Annotated in this window: 17 protein-coding genes; 6 read left to right on the forward strand and 11 right to left on the reverse strand. The window is 67.0% G+C overall.

The features are described 5' to 3' along the window. The first annotated feature begins 114 nt into the window (after positions 1 to 114). Together mutS and BDI24065_RS28565 are read left to right on the forward strand one after the other, a co-directional pair. Positions 115 to 2,772 carry a DNA mismatch repair protein MutS gene (gene mutS, locus BDI24065_RS28560; protein WP_175034073.1) on the forward strand — a complete coding sequence of 886 codons (2,658 nt, stop codon included), beginning with the start codon at positions 115 to 117 and terminating at the stop codon, positions 2,770 to 2,772. Continuing rightward, positions 2,753 to 4,000 (forward strand): hypothetical protein, encoded by a 1,248-nt coding sequence (locus BDI24065_RS28565; RefSeq protein ID WP_175034074.1) that lies wholly within the window; start codon positions 2,753 to 2,755, stop codon positions 3,998 to 4,000. The genes mutS and BDI24065_RS28565 overlap by 20 nt, the downstream gene beginning before the upstream one ends. On the opposite strand, the gene BDI24065_RS28570 is transcribed toward BDI24065_RS28565, so the two are convergent. Further along, positions 3,980 to 4,522: an FKBP-type peptidyl-prolyl cis-trans isomerase gene (locus BDI24065_RS28570; protein ID WP_174954702.1), complete on the reverse strand. Its 543-nt coding sequence runs from the start codon at positions 4,520 to 4,522 to the stop codon at positions 3,980 to 3,982. The genes BDI24065_RS28565 and BDI24065_RS28570 overlap by 21 nt on opposite strands. A gap of 32 nt (positions 4,523 to 4,554) precedes the next feature. Between BDI24065_RS28570 and BDI24065_RS28575 the strand changes: the two genes are divergently transcribed. The 3 genes from BDI24065_RS28575 to BDI24065_RS28580 are packed head-to-tail and all read left to right on the forward strand — an operon-like array spanning position 4,555 to position 6,270. Next, on the forward strand, positions 4,555 to 5,775 hold the full coding sequence (locus BDI24065_RS28575) for a cupin domain-containing protein (protein ID WP_175034075.1): 1,221 nt from the start codon (positions 4,555 to 4,557) through the stop codon (positions 5,773 to 5,775). 56 nt (positions 5,776 to 5,831) lie between these two features. Beyond that, positions 5,832 to 6,077: a hypothetical protein gene (locus BDI24065_RS41555; RefSeq protein WP_075122947.1), complete on the forward strand. Its 246-nt coding sequence runs from the start codon at positions 5,832 to 5,834 to the stop codon at positions 6,075 to 6,077. Continuing rightward, on the forward strand, positions 6,007 to 6,270 hold the full coding sequence (locus BDI24065_RS28580) for a hypothetical protein (RefSeq protein ID WP_034195863.1): 264 nt from the start codon (positions 6,007 to 6,009) through the stop codon (positions 6,268 to 6,270). The genes BDI24065_RS41555 and BDI24065_RS28580 overlap by 71 nt, the downstream gene beginning before the upstream one ends. 112 nt (positions 6,271 to 6,382) lie before the next feature. Here BDI24065_RS28580 and BDI24065_RS28585 read toward each other — a convergent pair whose 3' ends face one another. The 10 genes from BDI24065_RS28585 to BDI24065_RS28630 form a co-directional block, all read right to left on the reverse strand. Then, positions 6,383 to 7,159: an MBL fold metallo-hydrolase gene (locus tag BDI24065_RS28585; RefSeq protein ID WP_175034076.1), complete on the reverse strand. Its 777-nt coding sequence runs from the start codon at positions 7,157 to 7,159 to the stop codon at positions 6,383 to 6,385. A 4-nt stretch (positions 7,160 to 7,163) separates the two neighbouring features. Next, the gene (bamC, locus tag BDI24065_RS28590) at positions 7,164 to 8,309 is read right to left on the reverse strand and encodes an outer membrane protein assembly factor BamC (protein WP_175034077.1); all 1,146 of its coding nucleotides are present in this window, start codon (positions 8,307 to 8,309) and stop codon (positions 7,164 to 7,166) included. Positions 8,310 to 8,420: 111 nt separating this feature from the next. After that, positions 8,421 to 9,326, reverse strand: coding sequence for a 4-hydroxy-tetrahydrodipicolinate synthase (gene dapA, locus BDI24065_RS28595; protein ID WP_011352532.1), 906 nt, complete (start codon positions 9,324 to 9,326; stop codon positions 8,421 to 8,423). Between the two features lie 48 nt (positions 9,327 to 9,374). Then, positions 9,375 to 9,977, reverse strand: a complete 603-nt coding sequence (locus BDI24065_RS28600) for a class I SAM-dependent methyltransferase (RefSeq protein ID WP_175034078.1) — start codon at positions 9,975 to 9,977, stop codon at positions 9,375 to 9,377. Between the two features lie 8 nt (positions 9,978 to 9,985). Then, positions 9,986 to 11,188, reverse strand: coding sequence for a tryptophan--tRNA ligase (locus BDI24065_RS28605; protein WP_011352534.1), 1,203 nt, complete (start codon positions 11,186 to 11,188; stop codon positions 9,986 to 9,988). 8 nt (positions 11,189 to 11,196) lie between these two features. Further along, positions 11,197 to 11,859: a site-2 protease family protein gene (locus BDI24065_RS28610; RefSeq protein WP_174918547.1), complete on the reverse strand. Its 663-nt coding sequence runs from the start codon at positions 11,857 to 11,859 to the stop codon at positions 11,197 to 11,199. Between the two features lie 49 nt (positions 11,860 to 11,908). Then, positions 11,909 to 12,541 (reverse strand): L-threonylcarbamoyladenylate synthase, encoded by a 633-nt coding sequence (locus BDI24065_RS28615; protein ID WP_175034079.1) that lies wholly within the window; start codon positions 12,539 to 12,541, stop codon positions 11,909 to 11,911. Between the two features lie 73 nt (positions 12,542 to 12,614). Further along, positions 12,615 to 13,445 carry a 3',5'-nucleoside bisphosphate phosphatase gene (locus tag BDI24065_RS28620; protein WP_175034089.1) on the reverse strand — a complete coding sequence of 277 codons (831 nt, stop codon included), beginning with the start codon at positions 13,443 to 13,445 and terminating at the stop codon, positions 12,615 to 12,617. 81 nt (positions 13,446 to 13,526) lie between these two features. Further along, a complete protein-coding gene (locus tag BDI24065_RS28625) occupies positions 13,527 to 14,417 on the reverse strand; it encodes an alpha/beta fold hydrolase (protein WP_175034080.1) in 891 nt (296 codons plus the stop codon). Between the two features lie 176 nt (positions 14,418 to 14,593). Beyond that, entirely contained in the window at positions 14,594 to 15,451 is an 858-nt protein-coding gene (locus BDI24065_RS28630) for a ferritin-like domain-containing protein (RefSeq protein WP_175034081.1), read from the reverse strand. A gap of 154 nt (positions 15,452 to 15,605) precedes the next feature. Here BDI24065_RS28630 and BDI24065_RS28635 point away from each other — a divergent pair, with 154 nt between their 5' ends. After that, complete coding sequence (locus BDI24065_RS28635) at positions 15,606 to 16,130, forward strand: gamma carbonic anhydrase family protein (protein ID WP_071334714.1); 525 nt, start codon at positions 15,606 to 15,608, stop codon at positions 16,128 to 16,130. The last annotated feature ends 3 nt before the right edge of the window (positions 16,131 to 16,133 follow it).

Consider the following 16,133-nt stretch of genomic DNA (forward strand, 5'->3'; position numbering starts at 1 on the left):
GCCGATAGCGGCCGCTCGTCATCAACGGCAACCGGCCAAACGGCCAACTTCGCGCCCGCACGTGAAGCCACTGGTAAACTCGGGCAACCAAAGCAACAACTTCACGCCTGACTTATGACCACGCTGTCGCCCGACGCCTTCGCCGGCCACACTCCGATGATGCAGCAGTACCTGCGCATCAAGGCCGACCATCCCGACACGCTTGTCTTCTACCGGATGGGCGACTTCTACGAGCTGTTCTTCGAAGACGCGGAGAAAGCCGCGCGCCTGCTCGACCTGACCCTCACACAACGCGGTGCCTCCGCCGGCACGCCAATCAAGATGGCCGGCGTACCGCATCACGCGGTCGAGCAATATCTCGCGAAGCTCGTGAAGATGGGCGAATCGGTGGCGATCTGCGAGCAGATCGGCGATCCGGCCACGTCGAAGGGCCCCGTCGAGCGCAAGGTCGTGCGCGTCGTCACACCCGGCACGCTGACCGACGCCGCGCTGCTGTCCGACAAGAACGACGTCTACCTGCTCGCGATGTGCACAGGCCACAACAAGCGCGGCGTCGCGGTGAACATCGGCCTCGCGTGGCTGAACCTCGCGAGCGGCGCACTGCGGCTCGCCGAAATCGAGCCCGAGCAGCTCGCTGCCGCGCTCGAGCGCATCCGGCCGGCCGAGATCCTGACGCCGGACGGCGCGGCCGACGCCGTGCCCGCAGGCGCGGGCGCCAGCAAGCGCGTGCCGGCCTGGCACTTCGACATCGCGTCGGGCACGCAGCGCCTGTGCGACCAGCTCGATGTCGCGAGCCTCGACGGCTTCGGTGCGCATTCGCTGACGAGCGCATGCGGCGCGGCCGGCGCGCTGCTGCTCTATGCGGCGGCCACGCAGGGCCAGCAGCTGCGGCACGTGCGCAGCCTGAAGGTCGAGAACGAGACCGAGTACATCGGGCTCGATCCGGCCACGCGCCGCAACCTCGAACTGACCGAGACGCTGCGCGGCACCGAGTCGCCGACGCTGTATTCATTGCTCGACACCTGCTGCACGACGATGGGCAGCCGCCTGCTGCGTCACTGGCTGCATCACCCGCCGCGCGCGTCGGTCGCCGCGCAGTCGCGCCAGCAGGCGATCGGTGCGCTACTCGATGCGCCGGCCAACGCCAGCCTCGATGCGCTGCGCAGCGCGCTGCGCCAGATCGCCGACGTCGAACGGATCACCGGGCGTCTCGCACTGCTGTCAGCACGCCCACGCGACCTGTCGAGCCTGCGCGACACGTTTGCCGCGCTGCCGGCACTGCGCGAGCGCATCAGCGCGATCGTCGCGAACGCGGACGCCCTCACCCGCGTCGACGCAGCGCTCGCACCACCCGCCGAATGCCTCGACCTGCTGACGAGCGCAATTGCGCCCGAGCCGGCCGCGATGGTGCGCGACGGTGGCGTGATCGCGCGCGGCTACGACGCCGAACTCGACGAGCTGCGCGACATCTCGGAGAACTGCGGGCAGTTCCTGATCGATCTCGAAGCGCGCGAGCGCACGCGCACCGGCATCGCGAACCTGCGCGTCGAATACAACAAGGTGCACGGCTTCTACATCGAGGTCACGCGCGGCCAGACCGACAAGGTGCCCGACGATTACCGTCGTCGCCAGACGCTGAAGAACGCCGAGCGCTACATCACGCCCGAACTGAAAACCTTCGAGGACAAGGCGCTGTCCGCACAGGAACGCGCGCTGGCGCGCGAGCGCGCGCTGTACGACGCGGTGCTGCAGGCGTTGCTGCCGTTCATCCCCGAGTGCCAGCGCGTCGCGTCGGCGCTCGCCGAACTCGACCTGCTCGCCGCATTCGCCGAACGCGCCCGCGCGCTCGACTGGGTCGCACCGACCTTCACCGACGAGATCGGCATCGAAATCGAACAGGGCCGCCACCCGGTCGTCGAAGCGCAGGTCGAACAGTTCATCGCGAACGACTGCCGCTTCGGCACCGAGCGCAAGCTGCTGCTGATCACCGGCCCGAACATGGGCGGTAAGTCGACGTTCATGCGGCAGACCGCGCTGATCGCGCTGATGGCTTACGTGGGCAGCTACGTACCGGCCAAGTCGGCATGCTTCGGCCCGATCGACCGGATCTTCACGCGTATCGGCGCGGCGGACGATCTCGCGGGCGGCCGCTCGACGTTCATGGTCGAGATGACCGAAGCCGCGGCGATCCTCAACGACGCGACGCCGCAAAGCCTCGTGCTGATGGACGAGATCGGCCGCGGCACATCGACGTTCGACGGCCTCGCACTCGCGTGGGCCATCGCGCGTCACCTGCTGGCGCACAACGCGTGCTACACGCTGTTCGCGACGCACTACTTCGAGCTGACGCAGCTGCCGGCCGAATTCCCGCAAGCGGCCAACGTCCACCTGTCGGCCGTCGAGCACGGCCACGGCATCGTGTTCCTGCACGCGGTCAACGAAGGCCCGGCCAACCAGAGCTACGGCTTGCAGGTCGCGCAGCTCGCAGGCGTTCCGGCACCCGTGATCCGCGCCGCGCGCAAGCACCTCGCGTATCTCGAACAGCAGTCGGCGTCGCAGCACACGCCGCAGCTCGACCTGTTCAGCGCGCCGCCGGTGGCCGCCGACGATCTCGAATACGCGGACGCGCCGACGCTGCCCGACACACCGCATCCGGCGCTCGAAAAACTGCGCGACATCGATCCCGACGATCTCAAGCCGCGCGAGGCGCTCGACCTGCTGTACGAACTGCGCACGCTGGTCCGGTCGCACGATGCCGACGGGCACGCGTAAGCGCATCCCGCGCGGCCTGCCGGCTCGCACCGCCGCCGCGCTCGTGGCGGCCGTGCTCGCGCTCGCGCAGGCTGCCGCGCTGGCCGCGCCGCCGAAGCGCAGCGCCGCGCCCTACTCGTTCGCGGTCGTATCGGGTGTGATCAACGTCCCGGGTGACGAACCGGCCGCCCAGCGGCTGCTCGATGCGATCGCGCGCGAGCGCAATCTCGCGTTCGTCGTCTATGCGGGCGATCTCAAGGGTTCGAAGGAAGCATGCCGAGATGCGCTGTATTCGCAGCGCGGCGCGATCCTGGATGCGGCACGCGTGCCGCTCGTGTTCATTCCCGGCCACGACGACTGGGTAACGTGCAACACCGCGGCCGGCGGCGGCTACGATCCGGTCGAGCGGCTCGACTTCCTGCGGCAGACGCTGCTCGCCGATTCGGCGCTACCCGACCCCGGCGCGCTGCAGATCACGCGGGAAAGCGAAGTTGCACGGTTCCGCCCGTATCGGGAGAACGCACGCTGGATGCGCGACGATATCGTCTACGTCGCGCTCAACGCGCCGGCGCCGAACAACCACTACCTGACGGCCGGCGGCCGCAACGGCGAATTCGAGGACCGCATCATCGCGAACGGTTTCTGGATCGACCACGCTGCCGAATACGCGAAGCGGCGCGAGGCACGCGCGATGGTGGTGATGTTCGAAGGCGATCCGCAGTTCGAACGCTATGAGCGCGCGGAACGCTTCGCATGGCTGCGTTTCAACCGGCCGCGCGTGCGCGACGGCTTCCGTGAGTTGAAACGAACGCTGGTGAAGGCGGCGGCGACGTTCCGCGGCCCGATACTCGTGATGCACGCGAGCGGCGAGCCGCTTGCGAACGGTTTTCTGATCGACCGCCCGCTGCGTGCAGACGACGGTGAACTGGTGGGTAATGTGACGCGCGTCGCGATCGGACCGCGTCATCCGACGAATCAGTGGATCAAGGTGAGCGTGTCGCCGGCACGGCAGACGATCTTCAACGTGAGCCTGCAGGAGGTGCCGAAGAACCTGCCCGTGCCGCCCACGCTGCCGCTCGTGCCGCGCGACGACGTGCCGCTGCCGCAGATGCCGGAAATTCCTGCGTTGCCGGCGCTGCCCGACTCGTCGTCGGTCGCGCCGCCATTGCAGGGTGACAGCGCCGCACCAGGCGGCGCGTCATGGCCGGCACCCGGCCTGCCTGCGAGTTCAGTGCAGGGTACGCCCTGACGGCGCTTCGCCGTCTTCGTCTTCGTCCTCGTCGACGATCTCGAGCCCTTCCGCGCCATGCGCGTGCTCATGCTCGATTTCGTCTTCGGTTGCTTCGCGAACGTCCTTCACGGCGAGTGCGAAACGCAGCGCCATGCCTGCCAGCGGGTGGTTGCCGTCGAGCACGACCTTGTCTTCGGCGATGTCGGTGACCGTGTAGATCAGCGAATCGACTTCCTCGTCGCCGTCTTCCGGCGTGCCTTCGAACTGCATACCCACTTCGAGCGGCTCGGGAAAACGATCGCGCGGCTCGATCTTCACGAGCTCGGGATCGTAGTCGCCGAACGCGTCCTGCGGCTCGAGCTGAACCTCCGCCTCGTAACCCGGCTCATGCCCGTCGAGCTGTTCCTCGATCTTGGGGAACGTGCCATCATAGCCGCCGTGCAGATAAACCATCGGCTCGTCGCTTTCCTCGATCAGATTGCCCTGTGCATCCGACAGCTTGTAAGTGACCGACACGACGGTGTTTTTTGCGATTTTCATCCAATTCTCCCAAATACAAGTCTCATTATACGATGCGCAACCGGTCTCAAGCCGAACCGCGGGATGCCGCTGCCGCCTCGCTCGGCGCGCCGCCTTCCGATCTTCCCACACCGCTGCTCGGCGGTCTTACGCCGGCGCAATTCATGCGCGGCTACTGGCAGAAGAAGCCGCTCCTGATCCGTCAGGCGATCCCCGGCATCGCGTCGCCGGTCTCGCGCGACGCGCTGTTCGAGCTCGCAGCGGACTATGACGCGGAATCGCGACTGATCACCCATTTTCGTAACAAGTGGCAACTGGCGCACGGCCCGTTCGAACCCGGCTCGCTGCCGGCCGTCACGCGCAAGGCCTGGACCCTGCTGGTGCAAGGCCTTGACCTGCACGTCGATGCGGCGCGCGCGCTGCTCGACCGCTTCCGCTTCATCCCGGATGCGCGCCTGGACGACCTGATGATCTCGTATGCGACGGACGGCGGCGGCGTCGGCCCGCATTTCGATTCATATGATGTATTCCTGCTGCAGGTCGAAGGCCGGCGCCGCTGGCGCGTCGGCGCGCAAAAGGACCTGTCGCTGCAGCCGGACGTGCCGCTGAAGATCCTCGAAAACTTCGAGCCGAGCGACGAATGGGTGCTGGAGCCCGGCGACATGCTCTACCTGCCGCCGCACATCGCGCACGACGGTGTTGCCGAAGGCGAATGCATGACCTGCTCGATCGGCTTCCGGGCCCCGTCCGCCGGCGAACTGGGCGCCCAGTTCCTGTACTATCTCGCGGAGCGTGGTGGCCTGCGTGACGAATGCGGCGACGACCTCTACCGCGATCCGAAGCAGCCGGCCGTCGACACGCCCGCGCAGCTGCCTCCGGCGATGGTCGAGCGCGTTGCCGAGATCGTCGACGCGATCCGCTGGCGCAAGCGGGACGTTGCCGAGTTCCTCGGCTGCTACCTGAGCGAGCCCAAGCCGAACGTCGTTTTCGACCCGCCCGCGCGCCCGCTGTCCGAGGACGCGTTCGTCACGCAAGCGTCACGTCGTGGCGTGTGTCTCGACAGAAGGGCCGCATTGATGTATAACGCGCGCTCGTACTTCATTAATGGTGAAGAAGGACCGCTCGAGCAGGCCAGCGAATGGCTGCCCGAACTGGCCAATCAACGCCAGATGGAGGCGAAACGGTTTGTAACACTATCCCGGGTTCCCTCAATGACAGCCTTATTGCACGAGTGGTATCGTGCGGGCTGGATACGGGTCGGAGACCGGAATTAGTGTGAGTCGCCCCGTATGCCCGTACGGATCAAATTCTGTATGGGAAAGACAACGTATTGACCCCGCATTTGTCGACGGTCGATAGGAAAGTGCATATAATTTCCGCCCAAGCCGTAGGGAAGATTCACGCTCTAGAAGTGCATCTCCACCAGCGGCCCAGGTCGGTGTTGGAGCACATTACCGGTATTGTTTCGCGCTGTTGCTTACCTTTAACCATAAAAGGACGTGATCATGAAGAAATCCCTCCTCGTAGCTTCCCTGTTGGCTGCTGTTGCACTGGCTGCTTGCAACAAGAGCGCTGATCAAGCTGCTTCGTCGGCTGCAAGCGACGCAGCTGCTGCTGCTTCGACGGCTGCTTCGGCAGTTGCTGGTGCTGCGAGCGACGCAGCTGCTGCTGCTTCGTCGGCAACGGCTGCTGCGAGCGACGCTGCTGCTGCAGTGGCGTCGGCTGCTTCGGCAGCGACGGCTGCTCCGGCTTCGGGCGCAAGCCAGTAAGCCTCAGCGTCAGCTGAAAAAGAACCGGCCCGAGGGCCGGTTTTTTTACGTCTGTCGTTTCCGCGCCTGCCGTCCGGCCGCCGCGCCGGGCCGCCGCAGCGGCCCTCCCCGCTCATTCGAGCGCCAGCCAGTCGAAGCCTGCGTCCTGCGTGGCCACGACCACTTCTTCCCCGCTCGTCCCCAGTACGCCGCCAAACGCCTGGCGGACCAGTTCCGGCAGGTTGTTCTGCTGGCTCAGGTGCGCCGCGACCAGGTGCTTGAGGCGGCTGCGTTCGAGCGACGCGAGGATGTCCGCTGCGGCGTCATTGCTCAGGTGGCCATGGTTGCCGCCGATACGCGCCTTCAGCGACTGCGGATAGCGGCTCGAGGCCAGCATCGCGGTGTCGTGGTTGGATTCGAGCACCAGCGCGTCACAGCCGCTCAGGACGGCCGTGATGTGCGGCGTGGCCATCCCGACGTCCGTCAGTACGCCGAGCCGGCTGGCGCCGTCCAAAAACACGAACTGGAGGGGCTCACGCGCGTCGTGAGGAACCGTATAGGGCATCACGGCCAGATCGCGTATCGCGGCCGTCTCGTCGCCCCACAGCACGTGGAGATCGACATCGGCCTCGTCCGCACCGACCGCGCGCGCGGTACCCCAGCTCATGTAGAGCGGCAGCGATCCGCGGCGGGCGAGCGTCAGCGCACTGCCGACGTGGTCGCTGTGTTCGTGGGTAATGAGGATCGCATCGAGATCGCCGATGCAGAGATTCAGTCGGCCGAGCCGGCGCTCGACCTCCTTGGCTGAAAAGCCGCAGTCGAGCAGCACGCGGGTGGTCGTCGTACCGCTCGAGGCCTCGACGACCAGCGCGTTGCCTTCGCTGCCGCTTCCGAGGCTGGCGAATCGCACGCGCTCAGTTCAGCTGCGCGTGGAGCAGCGAAATGATCCGCTGCGCGTCCGACGAGTTGTCGACCTGGCCGTTTGCGCCGACCACCGCGACCTGCGTGCTGCCGTTGCCCTGCGCGCGCACGTTGACGAGGTACTCCTTGCCTGGCTTCGCGGCCGACGGGCCGCCGTAGAACAGTTTGCCGAACAGGCCGTCGCGCTTGAGCTCTTCCATCGTGTTCGCATAGCGCACGGTGTACACACCCTTCTCGCGGTCGCGATTGTCGACCGCGAAGTTGGTGCGGTCGAGCGCCAGGCCCACGCGCAGCCATGCGCGATCGAACGACTCGGCCAGTTGCAGCGTCGCCCCGCCGCTGCTCGTGTCGCTGACCTGCGCCGGTGCCGTCGCGGGACGCGCATCGGTCAGCAGTTGCTTCGCCTGCGCATCGGTCAGACCGAACTTCTGCATCAGCTTCGACAGGAACACCGCTTCGAGCACCGGGTTGCGCGGACGCTCTTCCCAGCGCGACGACGTGCCGCCCTGCGGGCCGACCATCATTTCTTCCATCGCGCTGTGCGTGATCGAGATGTCGGTGTTGCCGTCCGACGTGCGGTTCACGAGCGTACGGAAACGGTCGCGCGTGCCGGACGAGTACGCGAAATCGATGACCTTGCCGATCGTGCGGCGGAACCAGTCGTCGGGAATGTTCGCGCGGTTTTCGGCCCAGTCGGTGGCCATGATGCCCGTCGACGGCGCATCGGTCTTCAGCGAGAAGCCGTTCTCCTGCCAGAACTCCTTCAGGATCGGCCACAGCTGCTCGGGCGTCCGGCCATCGACGACGAGCCAGCGGCGATCGCCGTCGCGCTCGATATGCATGCCGAGCGGATCCTGCGCGCTCGGAATGCCGTCGGTGGCATTACCGGCCTGCGTCGTGACCCGCGGCGGCAGCGTGCCAAGGCCGGCGTTGGTCGGCGGCGCGATGAACTGCTGCGTCGTCGGCACCGGCTTCAGGTCGCTCGGCACCGCGAGCGGCGGCGCCGAACCGGTGTTCTTGTAGTTGACCCGGTCAGGGGCCAGGTAGTCGTTCAGCGTATCGCAGCCGGCGAGCGCGCCCAGCGCCAGCGCCATCACCGACATCTGGATGGCGCGAGAGGAAAAGGCGAAACGTTTCATGAAATCCTTCGTCTTGCTAGAACGCTCGTCAGGAGCGGCGCCGGACGGAGCCGGCCGGTGCGGGTTGATCAGGGTTCGAGCCGGCGGCCGCAGGACGCGGCCGCCTCGGCATCAGGCGAGGACGCCGGCCTCGACGAGGGCCGAACGCACGGCTTCGTGGCAACGCTCGTCGAGCGCCGTGAGCGGCAGCCGGATACCGCCCTGCATCTTGCCCATCGCCTGCAGCGCCCACTTCACCGGAATCGGGTTCGCTTCGATGAACAGGTTCTTGTGCAGCGACAGCAGCTTCATGTGCAGCGCGCGGGCCGTCTGTACGTCGCCGGCCAGCGCCGCGCGGCACAGATCGCTCATCGCGCGCGGTGCGACGTTCGCCGTCACCGAGATGTTGCCGTGGCCGCCGAGCAGCATCAGTGCGATCGCGGTCGGATCGTCGCCGCTGTAGATCGCGAAATGCTTCGGTGCAGCCTTGATCAGGTGCGCGGCGCGATCGATGTTGCCGGTCGCTTCCTTCACGCCGATGATGCCCGGCACTTCCGCGAGGCGCAGCGTCGTCTCGTTCGCCATGTCGGCGACCGTGCGGCCCGGCACGTTGTACAGGATCACCGGCAGGTCGACCGCTTCGGCGATCGTCTTGAAGTGACGGTACATGCCTTCCTGCGTCGGCTTGTTGTAGTACGGCACGACCTGCAGCGTCGCGTCCGCGCCGACAGCCTTCGCGTGCTTCGTCAGCTCGATCGCCTCGGCGGTCGAGTTGCCGCCCGCACCCGCGATGATCGGGATGCGTTTCGCCGCATGCTCGACCGCCGTGCGGATCATCAGGATGTGCTCTTCGACGTTGAGCGTTGCCGACTCGCCGCTCGTACCGACCACGACGAGCGCATCGGTGCCTTCCGCGATGTGCCAGTCGATCAGTTTGCGAAACGCCGGCAGGTCGAGACTGCCGTCTTCGAGCATCGGGGTGACGATCGCGGGGATGCTGCCGCGGATTTGAATGCCGTCTTGGGTGCCGTTAGCCATGAAACGCGATTGAGAGTATGTACCGGTAAACGTTGAGATTGTAGCGGATTAGCCGGGCAGTTCGTAACGTGGAATTCCCGCCCCCGCCTTCGGGGTCGCGCCCTCGCGCACTGCGCAGAGACGCTGGACGAACGCCTCGCGCGGCGCGGCGACGAACCCGTCCTCGTACGCGACCACCCGCAGGCGGCCGTGCACGGCGTCCAGCAGCTCGCCCGGGGCGAGCAGGAACGCGGGGTTGGACGGTTTCCCGACCGTTTCGTTTCCTTGCGCGAAGGTTTCGTAGATGAGCACGCCGCCCGGCGCCACCGCATCGAGCAGATGGGGCCAGAGCGGACGATGCAGGTAATTCGTGACGATCACGGCCGAGAACCGCTCGCCGGCCGGCAACGGCCACGGCGCACCTTCGAGATCGGCGTCGCGGGCGTCGACGCCCGGAATCGCCCGCAACGCGGCCAGTGCGTCCGGGTTGCGGTCGAGCGCGACGACCGGATGCCCGTGCGACGCGAACCAGCGTGCATGGCGGCCGCCGCCCGCGGCGACATCCAGCACCGCGCCGCCTGGCGGCACGAGCCGCGACCATTGCCCGACCCAGCGCGACGGCTCGGCCTGGGCGACGTGGCCGCCCGCGGCGGCAATGACGGATGCGCTCATGCGGACGATCAGTTGTACGACAGGCCCATCGCGTCGCGCACGTCGCGCATCGTTTCCGTCGCGTACTTGCGCGCCTTGTCGCAACCGTCCGCGACGATCGCGCGCAGCAGCGACGGATCGTCCATGTACTTCTGCGCGCGCTCGAGCATCGGCTGCTGCTCGCGCAGGATGCCTTCGACGACCGGTTGCTTGCAGTCGAGACAGCCGATGCCTGCCGAGCGGCAGCCCTTCTGCACCCAGTCGTGCGTCGCTTCGTCCGTGTACACCTGGTGCAGCTGCCACACCGGGCACTTGTCGGGATCGCCCGGATCGGTGCGGCGCACGCGTGCGGGATCGGTCGGCATCGTGCGGACCTTCTTCGTGATCGTCTCGGCGTCTTCGCGCAGGCCGATCGTGTTGCCATACGACTTGGACATCTTCTGCCCGTCTAGGCCCGGCATCCGCGATGCTTCGGTCAGCAGCGCCTGCGGCTCGACCAGGATGATCTTGCGCGCGCCTTCGAGATAGCCGAACAGGCGCTCGCGGTCGCTCATCGACAGGCTCTGCGATTCCTGCAGCATCGCGCGCGCCTGTTCGAGCGCCTCGTCGTCGCCCTCCTGCTGATAGGCGTTGCGCAGCTCGTGATAGAGCTTCGCGCGCTTGCCGCCGAGTTTCTTCGCGGCATCGAGCGCCTTCTCCTCGAAGCCCGGCTCGCGGCCGTACAGGTAATTGAAGCGGCGCGCGATCTCGCGCGTCATCTCGACGTGCGGCACCTGGTCTTCACCGACCGGCACGAGCGAGCCGCGATACAGCAGGATGTCGGCCGCCATCAGCACCGGGTAGCCGAGGAAGCCGTAGGTCGACAGGTCCTTGTCCTTCAGCTTCTCCATCTGCTCCTTGTAGGTCGGCACGCGTTCGAGCCAGCCGAGCGGCGTGCTCATGCCGAGCAGCAGCGCGAGTTCGGCGTGCTCGGGCACCTTGCTCTGGATGAACAGCGTGGCCTGCGCCGGATCGATGCCGGACGCGAGCCAGTCGATCAGCACGTCCCACACGTTCTTCTCGATGACCTCGGGAGTCTCGTAGTGCGTCGTCAGCGCATGCCAGTCGACGACGCAGAAGAAGCACGGGTACTCGGACTGCAGCTTCACCCAGTTTTTCAGCACGCCGTGGTAATGACCGAGGTGCAGCGACCCGGTGGGTCGCATGCCGGAGAAAATACGTTCAGGGAACATGATTGTCGTTAGAGGAGCGAGGCGAATGGGGACAGGATGGCGCTCAGGACGGCGTAGCCGACGTTGACGAGCGGGCGCAGCCAGAAATTCGTCAGCACGCCCGTCGTGACCAGCACGAGGACGATGATGAAACCGTATGGCTCGATGCGCGACAGCGCGATCGATTGCTTCGTCGGCAGCAGTGCCGCCAGGATGCGACCGCCGTCGAGCGGCGGCAGCGGAAACAGGTTCAGCACGCCGAGCACGAGGTTCGCGCTGACGCCGGCAAACGCCATCCGCGTGAAGAACGGCTCGTCGATGCCGACGGCAGGCAGCACGAGGGTCAGCACGCCCCAGATCAGCGCCTGCACGAAGTTGCAGGCCGGGCCCGCGAGCGATACCCACAGGCTGCCCCAGCGCGGATTGCGCAGGTTGCCGAACGACACCGGCACCGGCTTCGCGTAGCCGAACAGGAATGCGCCGCCCGTCAGGAAGTACATCGCGAGCGGGATCGCGATCGTGCCGAGCGGATCGATGTGACGCATCGGGTTGAACGACACGCGCCCCATCATGTAGGCGGTGTTGTCGCCAAGCAGGCGGGCGGCGTAGCCGTGCGCGGCCTCGTGCAACGTGATCGCGAAGATCACGGGCAGTGCGTAGACGGCGATGGTCTGTATCAGGGAAGCATCCATATCGCGTTATTGTAACAAGCGCACTCGCGCAAAAAATGGAACGGCGCGCTTACGCCGCCGAGAGTCCGAACGGTTCAAGCGCGCCGCGCCCCGCGCGCACGAGCTCGGGCTCGTCGCCGCTCAGGTCGATCACCGTCGACGGCTCGCGCGGGCATGCACCGCCGTCGATCACGAGGTCGACCTGTTTCTCGAGCCGCTCGCGGATTTCTTCGGGATCATTGAGCGGCTCGTCGTCCGGCGGCAGGATCAGCGTCGTGCCGAGCAGCGGCTGGCCGAGCGATTCGAGCAACGCGAGCGTAATCGCGTGATCGGGCACGCGCAGCCCGATCGTCTTGCGCGACGGGTGCGACAGCCGGCGCGGCACTTCCTTCGTGGCCTGCAGGATGAAAACGTACGGGCCGGGGGTGACCGACTTGATCTGCCGGTACTGGCGGTTGTCGACCATCGCGAAGTTGGCGAGCTCCGACAGGTCGCGCACGAGCAGCGACAGGTGCTGCTTCTCGTCGAGGCCGCGAATCCGGCGCACGCGCTCGACCGCGTCCTTGTCGTCGAGATGGCACGCGAGCGCATAGCTCGAATCGGTCGGCATCGCGATCACGCCGCCCTTGCTGACGATTTCCACGGCCTGCTTGATCAGGCGCGGCTGCGGATTATCCGGATGAATCCTGAAGAACTGGGACATGGGGGGTCGTAAAGGGAGAAAAGTCGAATGTGCGTTGCCGGCGGCAACGCGGGCGGCAATCCGCCGCCTGTTGTCAGAGCCAGCGCTCCCAGACCGGTGTCAGGTCGGGCGGCAACGCCGGCAGGCTGCCGAGCTCGACACGGCCCTCGCCTGGCGCATGGAAATCCGAGCCGCGCGACGCTTCGAAACCGAAGCGGCGTGCGACGTCCGCGTACTCGCGGTACTGGTCGGGCGTGTGGCTGCCCGTGATGACCTCGATCGCGCGGCCGCCCAGATCGATGAACTCGCCGAAGAACGCGTCGAATTCGACGGGCGTATAGCGGTAGCGGCCCGGATGCGCGACCACGGCTTCGCCGCCGGCCGCCCGAATCCACGCGACGGCGTCGGGCAGCGTCGCCCAGCGGTGCGGGACGAACCCGGGCTTGCCGTCGCCGAGCATGCGATCGAACACGTCGGACGTCGACGTGGCATGACCGTTCTCGACGAGAAAGCGCGCGAAGTGCGTGCGCGAGATCAGGTCGGGATTCGACACGTACTTCAGCGCGCCTTCGTACGCCCCGGGAATGCCGAGCGTGGCGAGCTGCTCGCCGATCGCCACCGCGCGCGCCGCGCGGCCGTGGCGCGTACGGTACAGGCCGTCGACGAGCACCTGGTTCGCGGGATCGACATTCAGACCGACGATGTGCACGGTGCGCGATGCCCACGTGACCGAAATCTCGACGCCGCTCAGGTAGCGCATGCCGAGCGCTTCCGCTTCGCTGCGCGCCGCCGCCTGGCCACCGATCTCGTCGTGGTCGGTCAACGCCCACAGGGTCACGCCGCCGGCATGGGCGCGGCGCGCGACGTCGGCAGGCGACAGCAACCCGTCGGAAACATTCGAATGGCAGTGGAGATCGGCGTTCATTGTCGGCATGGCAGGTAAGGCTTCATTCTACTGCAACGCGGCAATGCGCCGCCCGCCTGCCCCGCCGCTGCCGCCGCGCGCCTACGCGCAGAACGCCTCGATCAGCGCCGCGATCTGCTCGGGCTGGTCGTGATGCACCATGTGGCCGGCATCCTCGACGAGCTTCTCGCGCCAGTCGGGGAACGCGTTGAAACGCGCCTTGAATTCCGGCAGCGGGATGTCGCCTGCGATGTGGGCCAGCGTCGGCGAATTGACGGCCTCGACGTGCAGCACCTTCGCGCGCACCTGCGCCCAGGTGGCCATCACTTCGTCGAGCCGGTACAGCAGCGGGCCCGGCATCTTGTGCGCGGGGTCGGCCAGCAGGTGGTAGAGGCCGTCGTCGCCGCGCTTCGACCAGTGCGCGGCAAGGAACGCCGCGCGGCACGGGGCGAGCCGCGGATTGGTCTTGGTCAGGCGCGCCGCCACGTCGTCGAGTGACGCATAGGGGCGCAGCGCCGGCGGTTCGCGCAATTCGTCCAGCCAGCCGCGCAGCCTTCGCGGGGCCTGCTCGGCCCGCGAAGGCGCGAGTCCGAAACCCTCGAGATCGACCACGCGCCGCACGCGCTCCGGCCGCGCACCGGCATACAGGCAGACGACGTTCGCGCCCATGCTGTGCCCGACCAGGTTGACTTCGCCGGTCGGCGCATAGTGGTCGACGAGCGCATCGAGGTCGCCCAGGTATTCATGGAACCAGTAGTGGCCGCCGCCCTGCCGAGCGACCGGCCAGTCGGACAGCCCGAAACCGCGCGCATCGGGCGCGATCACCTGCCAGTCGCCCGCAAGCGCATCGACGACGAACTGGAACGACGCCGCGACGTCCATCCAGCCGTGCAGCATGAACAGCGTCGGCGCATCGGGCCGGCCCCAGCGCCGGACATGCAGCTGGACACCGCGCACCGTGACGAAATCGGAAACAGAACTCGAGGCACTCATTGCAGCCGCCAAAAAAAGAATGATCGTTCGATTATAGCGACGACGCCTTCTTTCCGGCAGCCGACAGTCGAGGCGCCGCTCTAGCGGCCCCAGTACGCACGGGCCGCCGGGAAGTGCCATCTGGCGGGCACACGGGACGGCTGACAGCAACCGAAACGCCCCCGAGCGCGCGCCGGCTAGCGGGGCGCGCTTCCGTCCGCCCCGTCCTGCGCCGCCAGTTCGTCGAGTTCGGCCTGCTCGAATCCCGCATCGCGGCGCGCATCGAAATTGAACGGGCCACGCAGCCGCGGCGCATGATATTGCTCGGCAAGCTGCCGGTAGGTTGGTACGGGATCGCGGCCGGCTTCGTCGCACAGATGCCGGAACCAGCGGTTACCGATCGCGACATGACCGATTTCATCGCGCAGGATCACATCGAGGATCGCGGCCGACGCCTCGTCGCCCGCCTGCACGAGCCGCGCACGGATCGGCGGCGACGCGTCGAGGCCGCGGGCCTCGAGCGTGCGCGGCACGAGTGCCATGCGCGCCAGCACATCGCCCCTGGTCCGCTCGCACATCTCCCACAAGCCGTTGTGCGCGGGAAAATCGCCGTACGCATGCCCGAATGCCGCCAGGCGGTCGGACAGCAGCGTGAAGTGATAGGCCTCCTCGGCCGCGACCTTCAGCCAGTCCGCATAGAACGCATCCGGCAGATCCGCGAAGCGCCAGACCGCGTCGAGCGCCAGGTTGATCGCATTGAACTCGATATGGGCAAGCGCGTGCAGCAGCACGGCGCGCCCTTCGGGCGAACGCATGCTGCGCCGCTCGAGCTGGCGCGGTTCGACGAGCGGCGGGCGCGCCGGGCGCCCGGGCAGATCGGCCGGTTCGGCCAACTGGAGCGACGGGGCGATCGCCGCCTGCCCGGCCCGCAGCGCATCGTAGAGCGCGCGCACCTGGGCGGCCTTGGCCGCAGGCTCGGCGTCACGCAGCGCGGCCAGCGCGGCGCGGCGCACGCAGGCGGGCGCATTGCCGAAAGAAGAAGACTCCATGCTCATAAACGGGGACACCCTGCGTGCGCATCGCGGGAGCGCACGCACGCGACGGTTTACAATAGGCGATTGTTCCGCGGCGCAATGCAATGCGACTGCGCCGGGCAAACCGGACGCGCCATTCTACCGGCGCCCATCATCGAAGAGACAAGGAGACTCCGTGACGATCTACAAGCTGGGCGATACGGCCCCGACGATCCACGAAAGCGTATTCGTCGCCGATACGGCGGCCATCATCGGCAAGGTCGTGCTCGAGGAAAACGCGAGCGTCTGGTTCGGCGCGACGATTCGCGGCGACAACGAGACGATCACCGTCGGCGCTGGCAGCAACGTCCAGGAAGGCGCGGTCCTGCATACGGACCCCGGCTTTCCGCTGACGATTGCCGAAAACGTGACGATCGGGCACCAGGCCATGCTGCACGGCTGCACGATCGGCGAAGGTTCGCTGGTCGGTATCCAGGCGGTGGTCTTGAATGGAGCGGTAATCGGCCGCAACTGTCTGGTCGGTGCCGGCGCTGTCGTGACGGAAGGCAAGACGTTCCCGGACAACTCGCTGATTCTCGGCGCACCGGCGAAAGTCGTGCGCGAGCTGTCGGCGGAAGACATTGCGCGGCTGCGCACGAACGCGAAGACGTACGTCGAGCGGCGTGCGCATTTCAAGGAGCAACTCGTGCGGATCGGGTGATTC

It is taken from the genome of Burkholderia lata, assembly GCF_902499025.1.
GTDB lineage: Bacteria > Pseudomonadota > Gammaproteobacteria > Burkholderiales > Burkholderiaceae > Burkholderia > Burkholderia lata_C.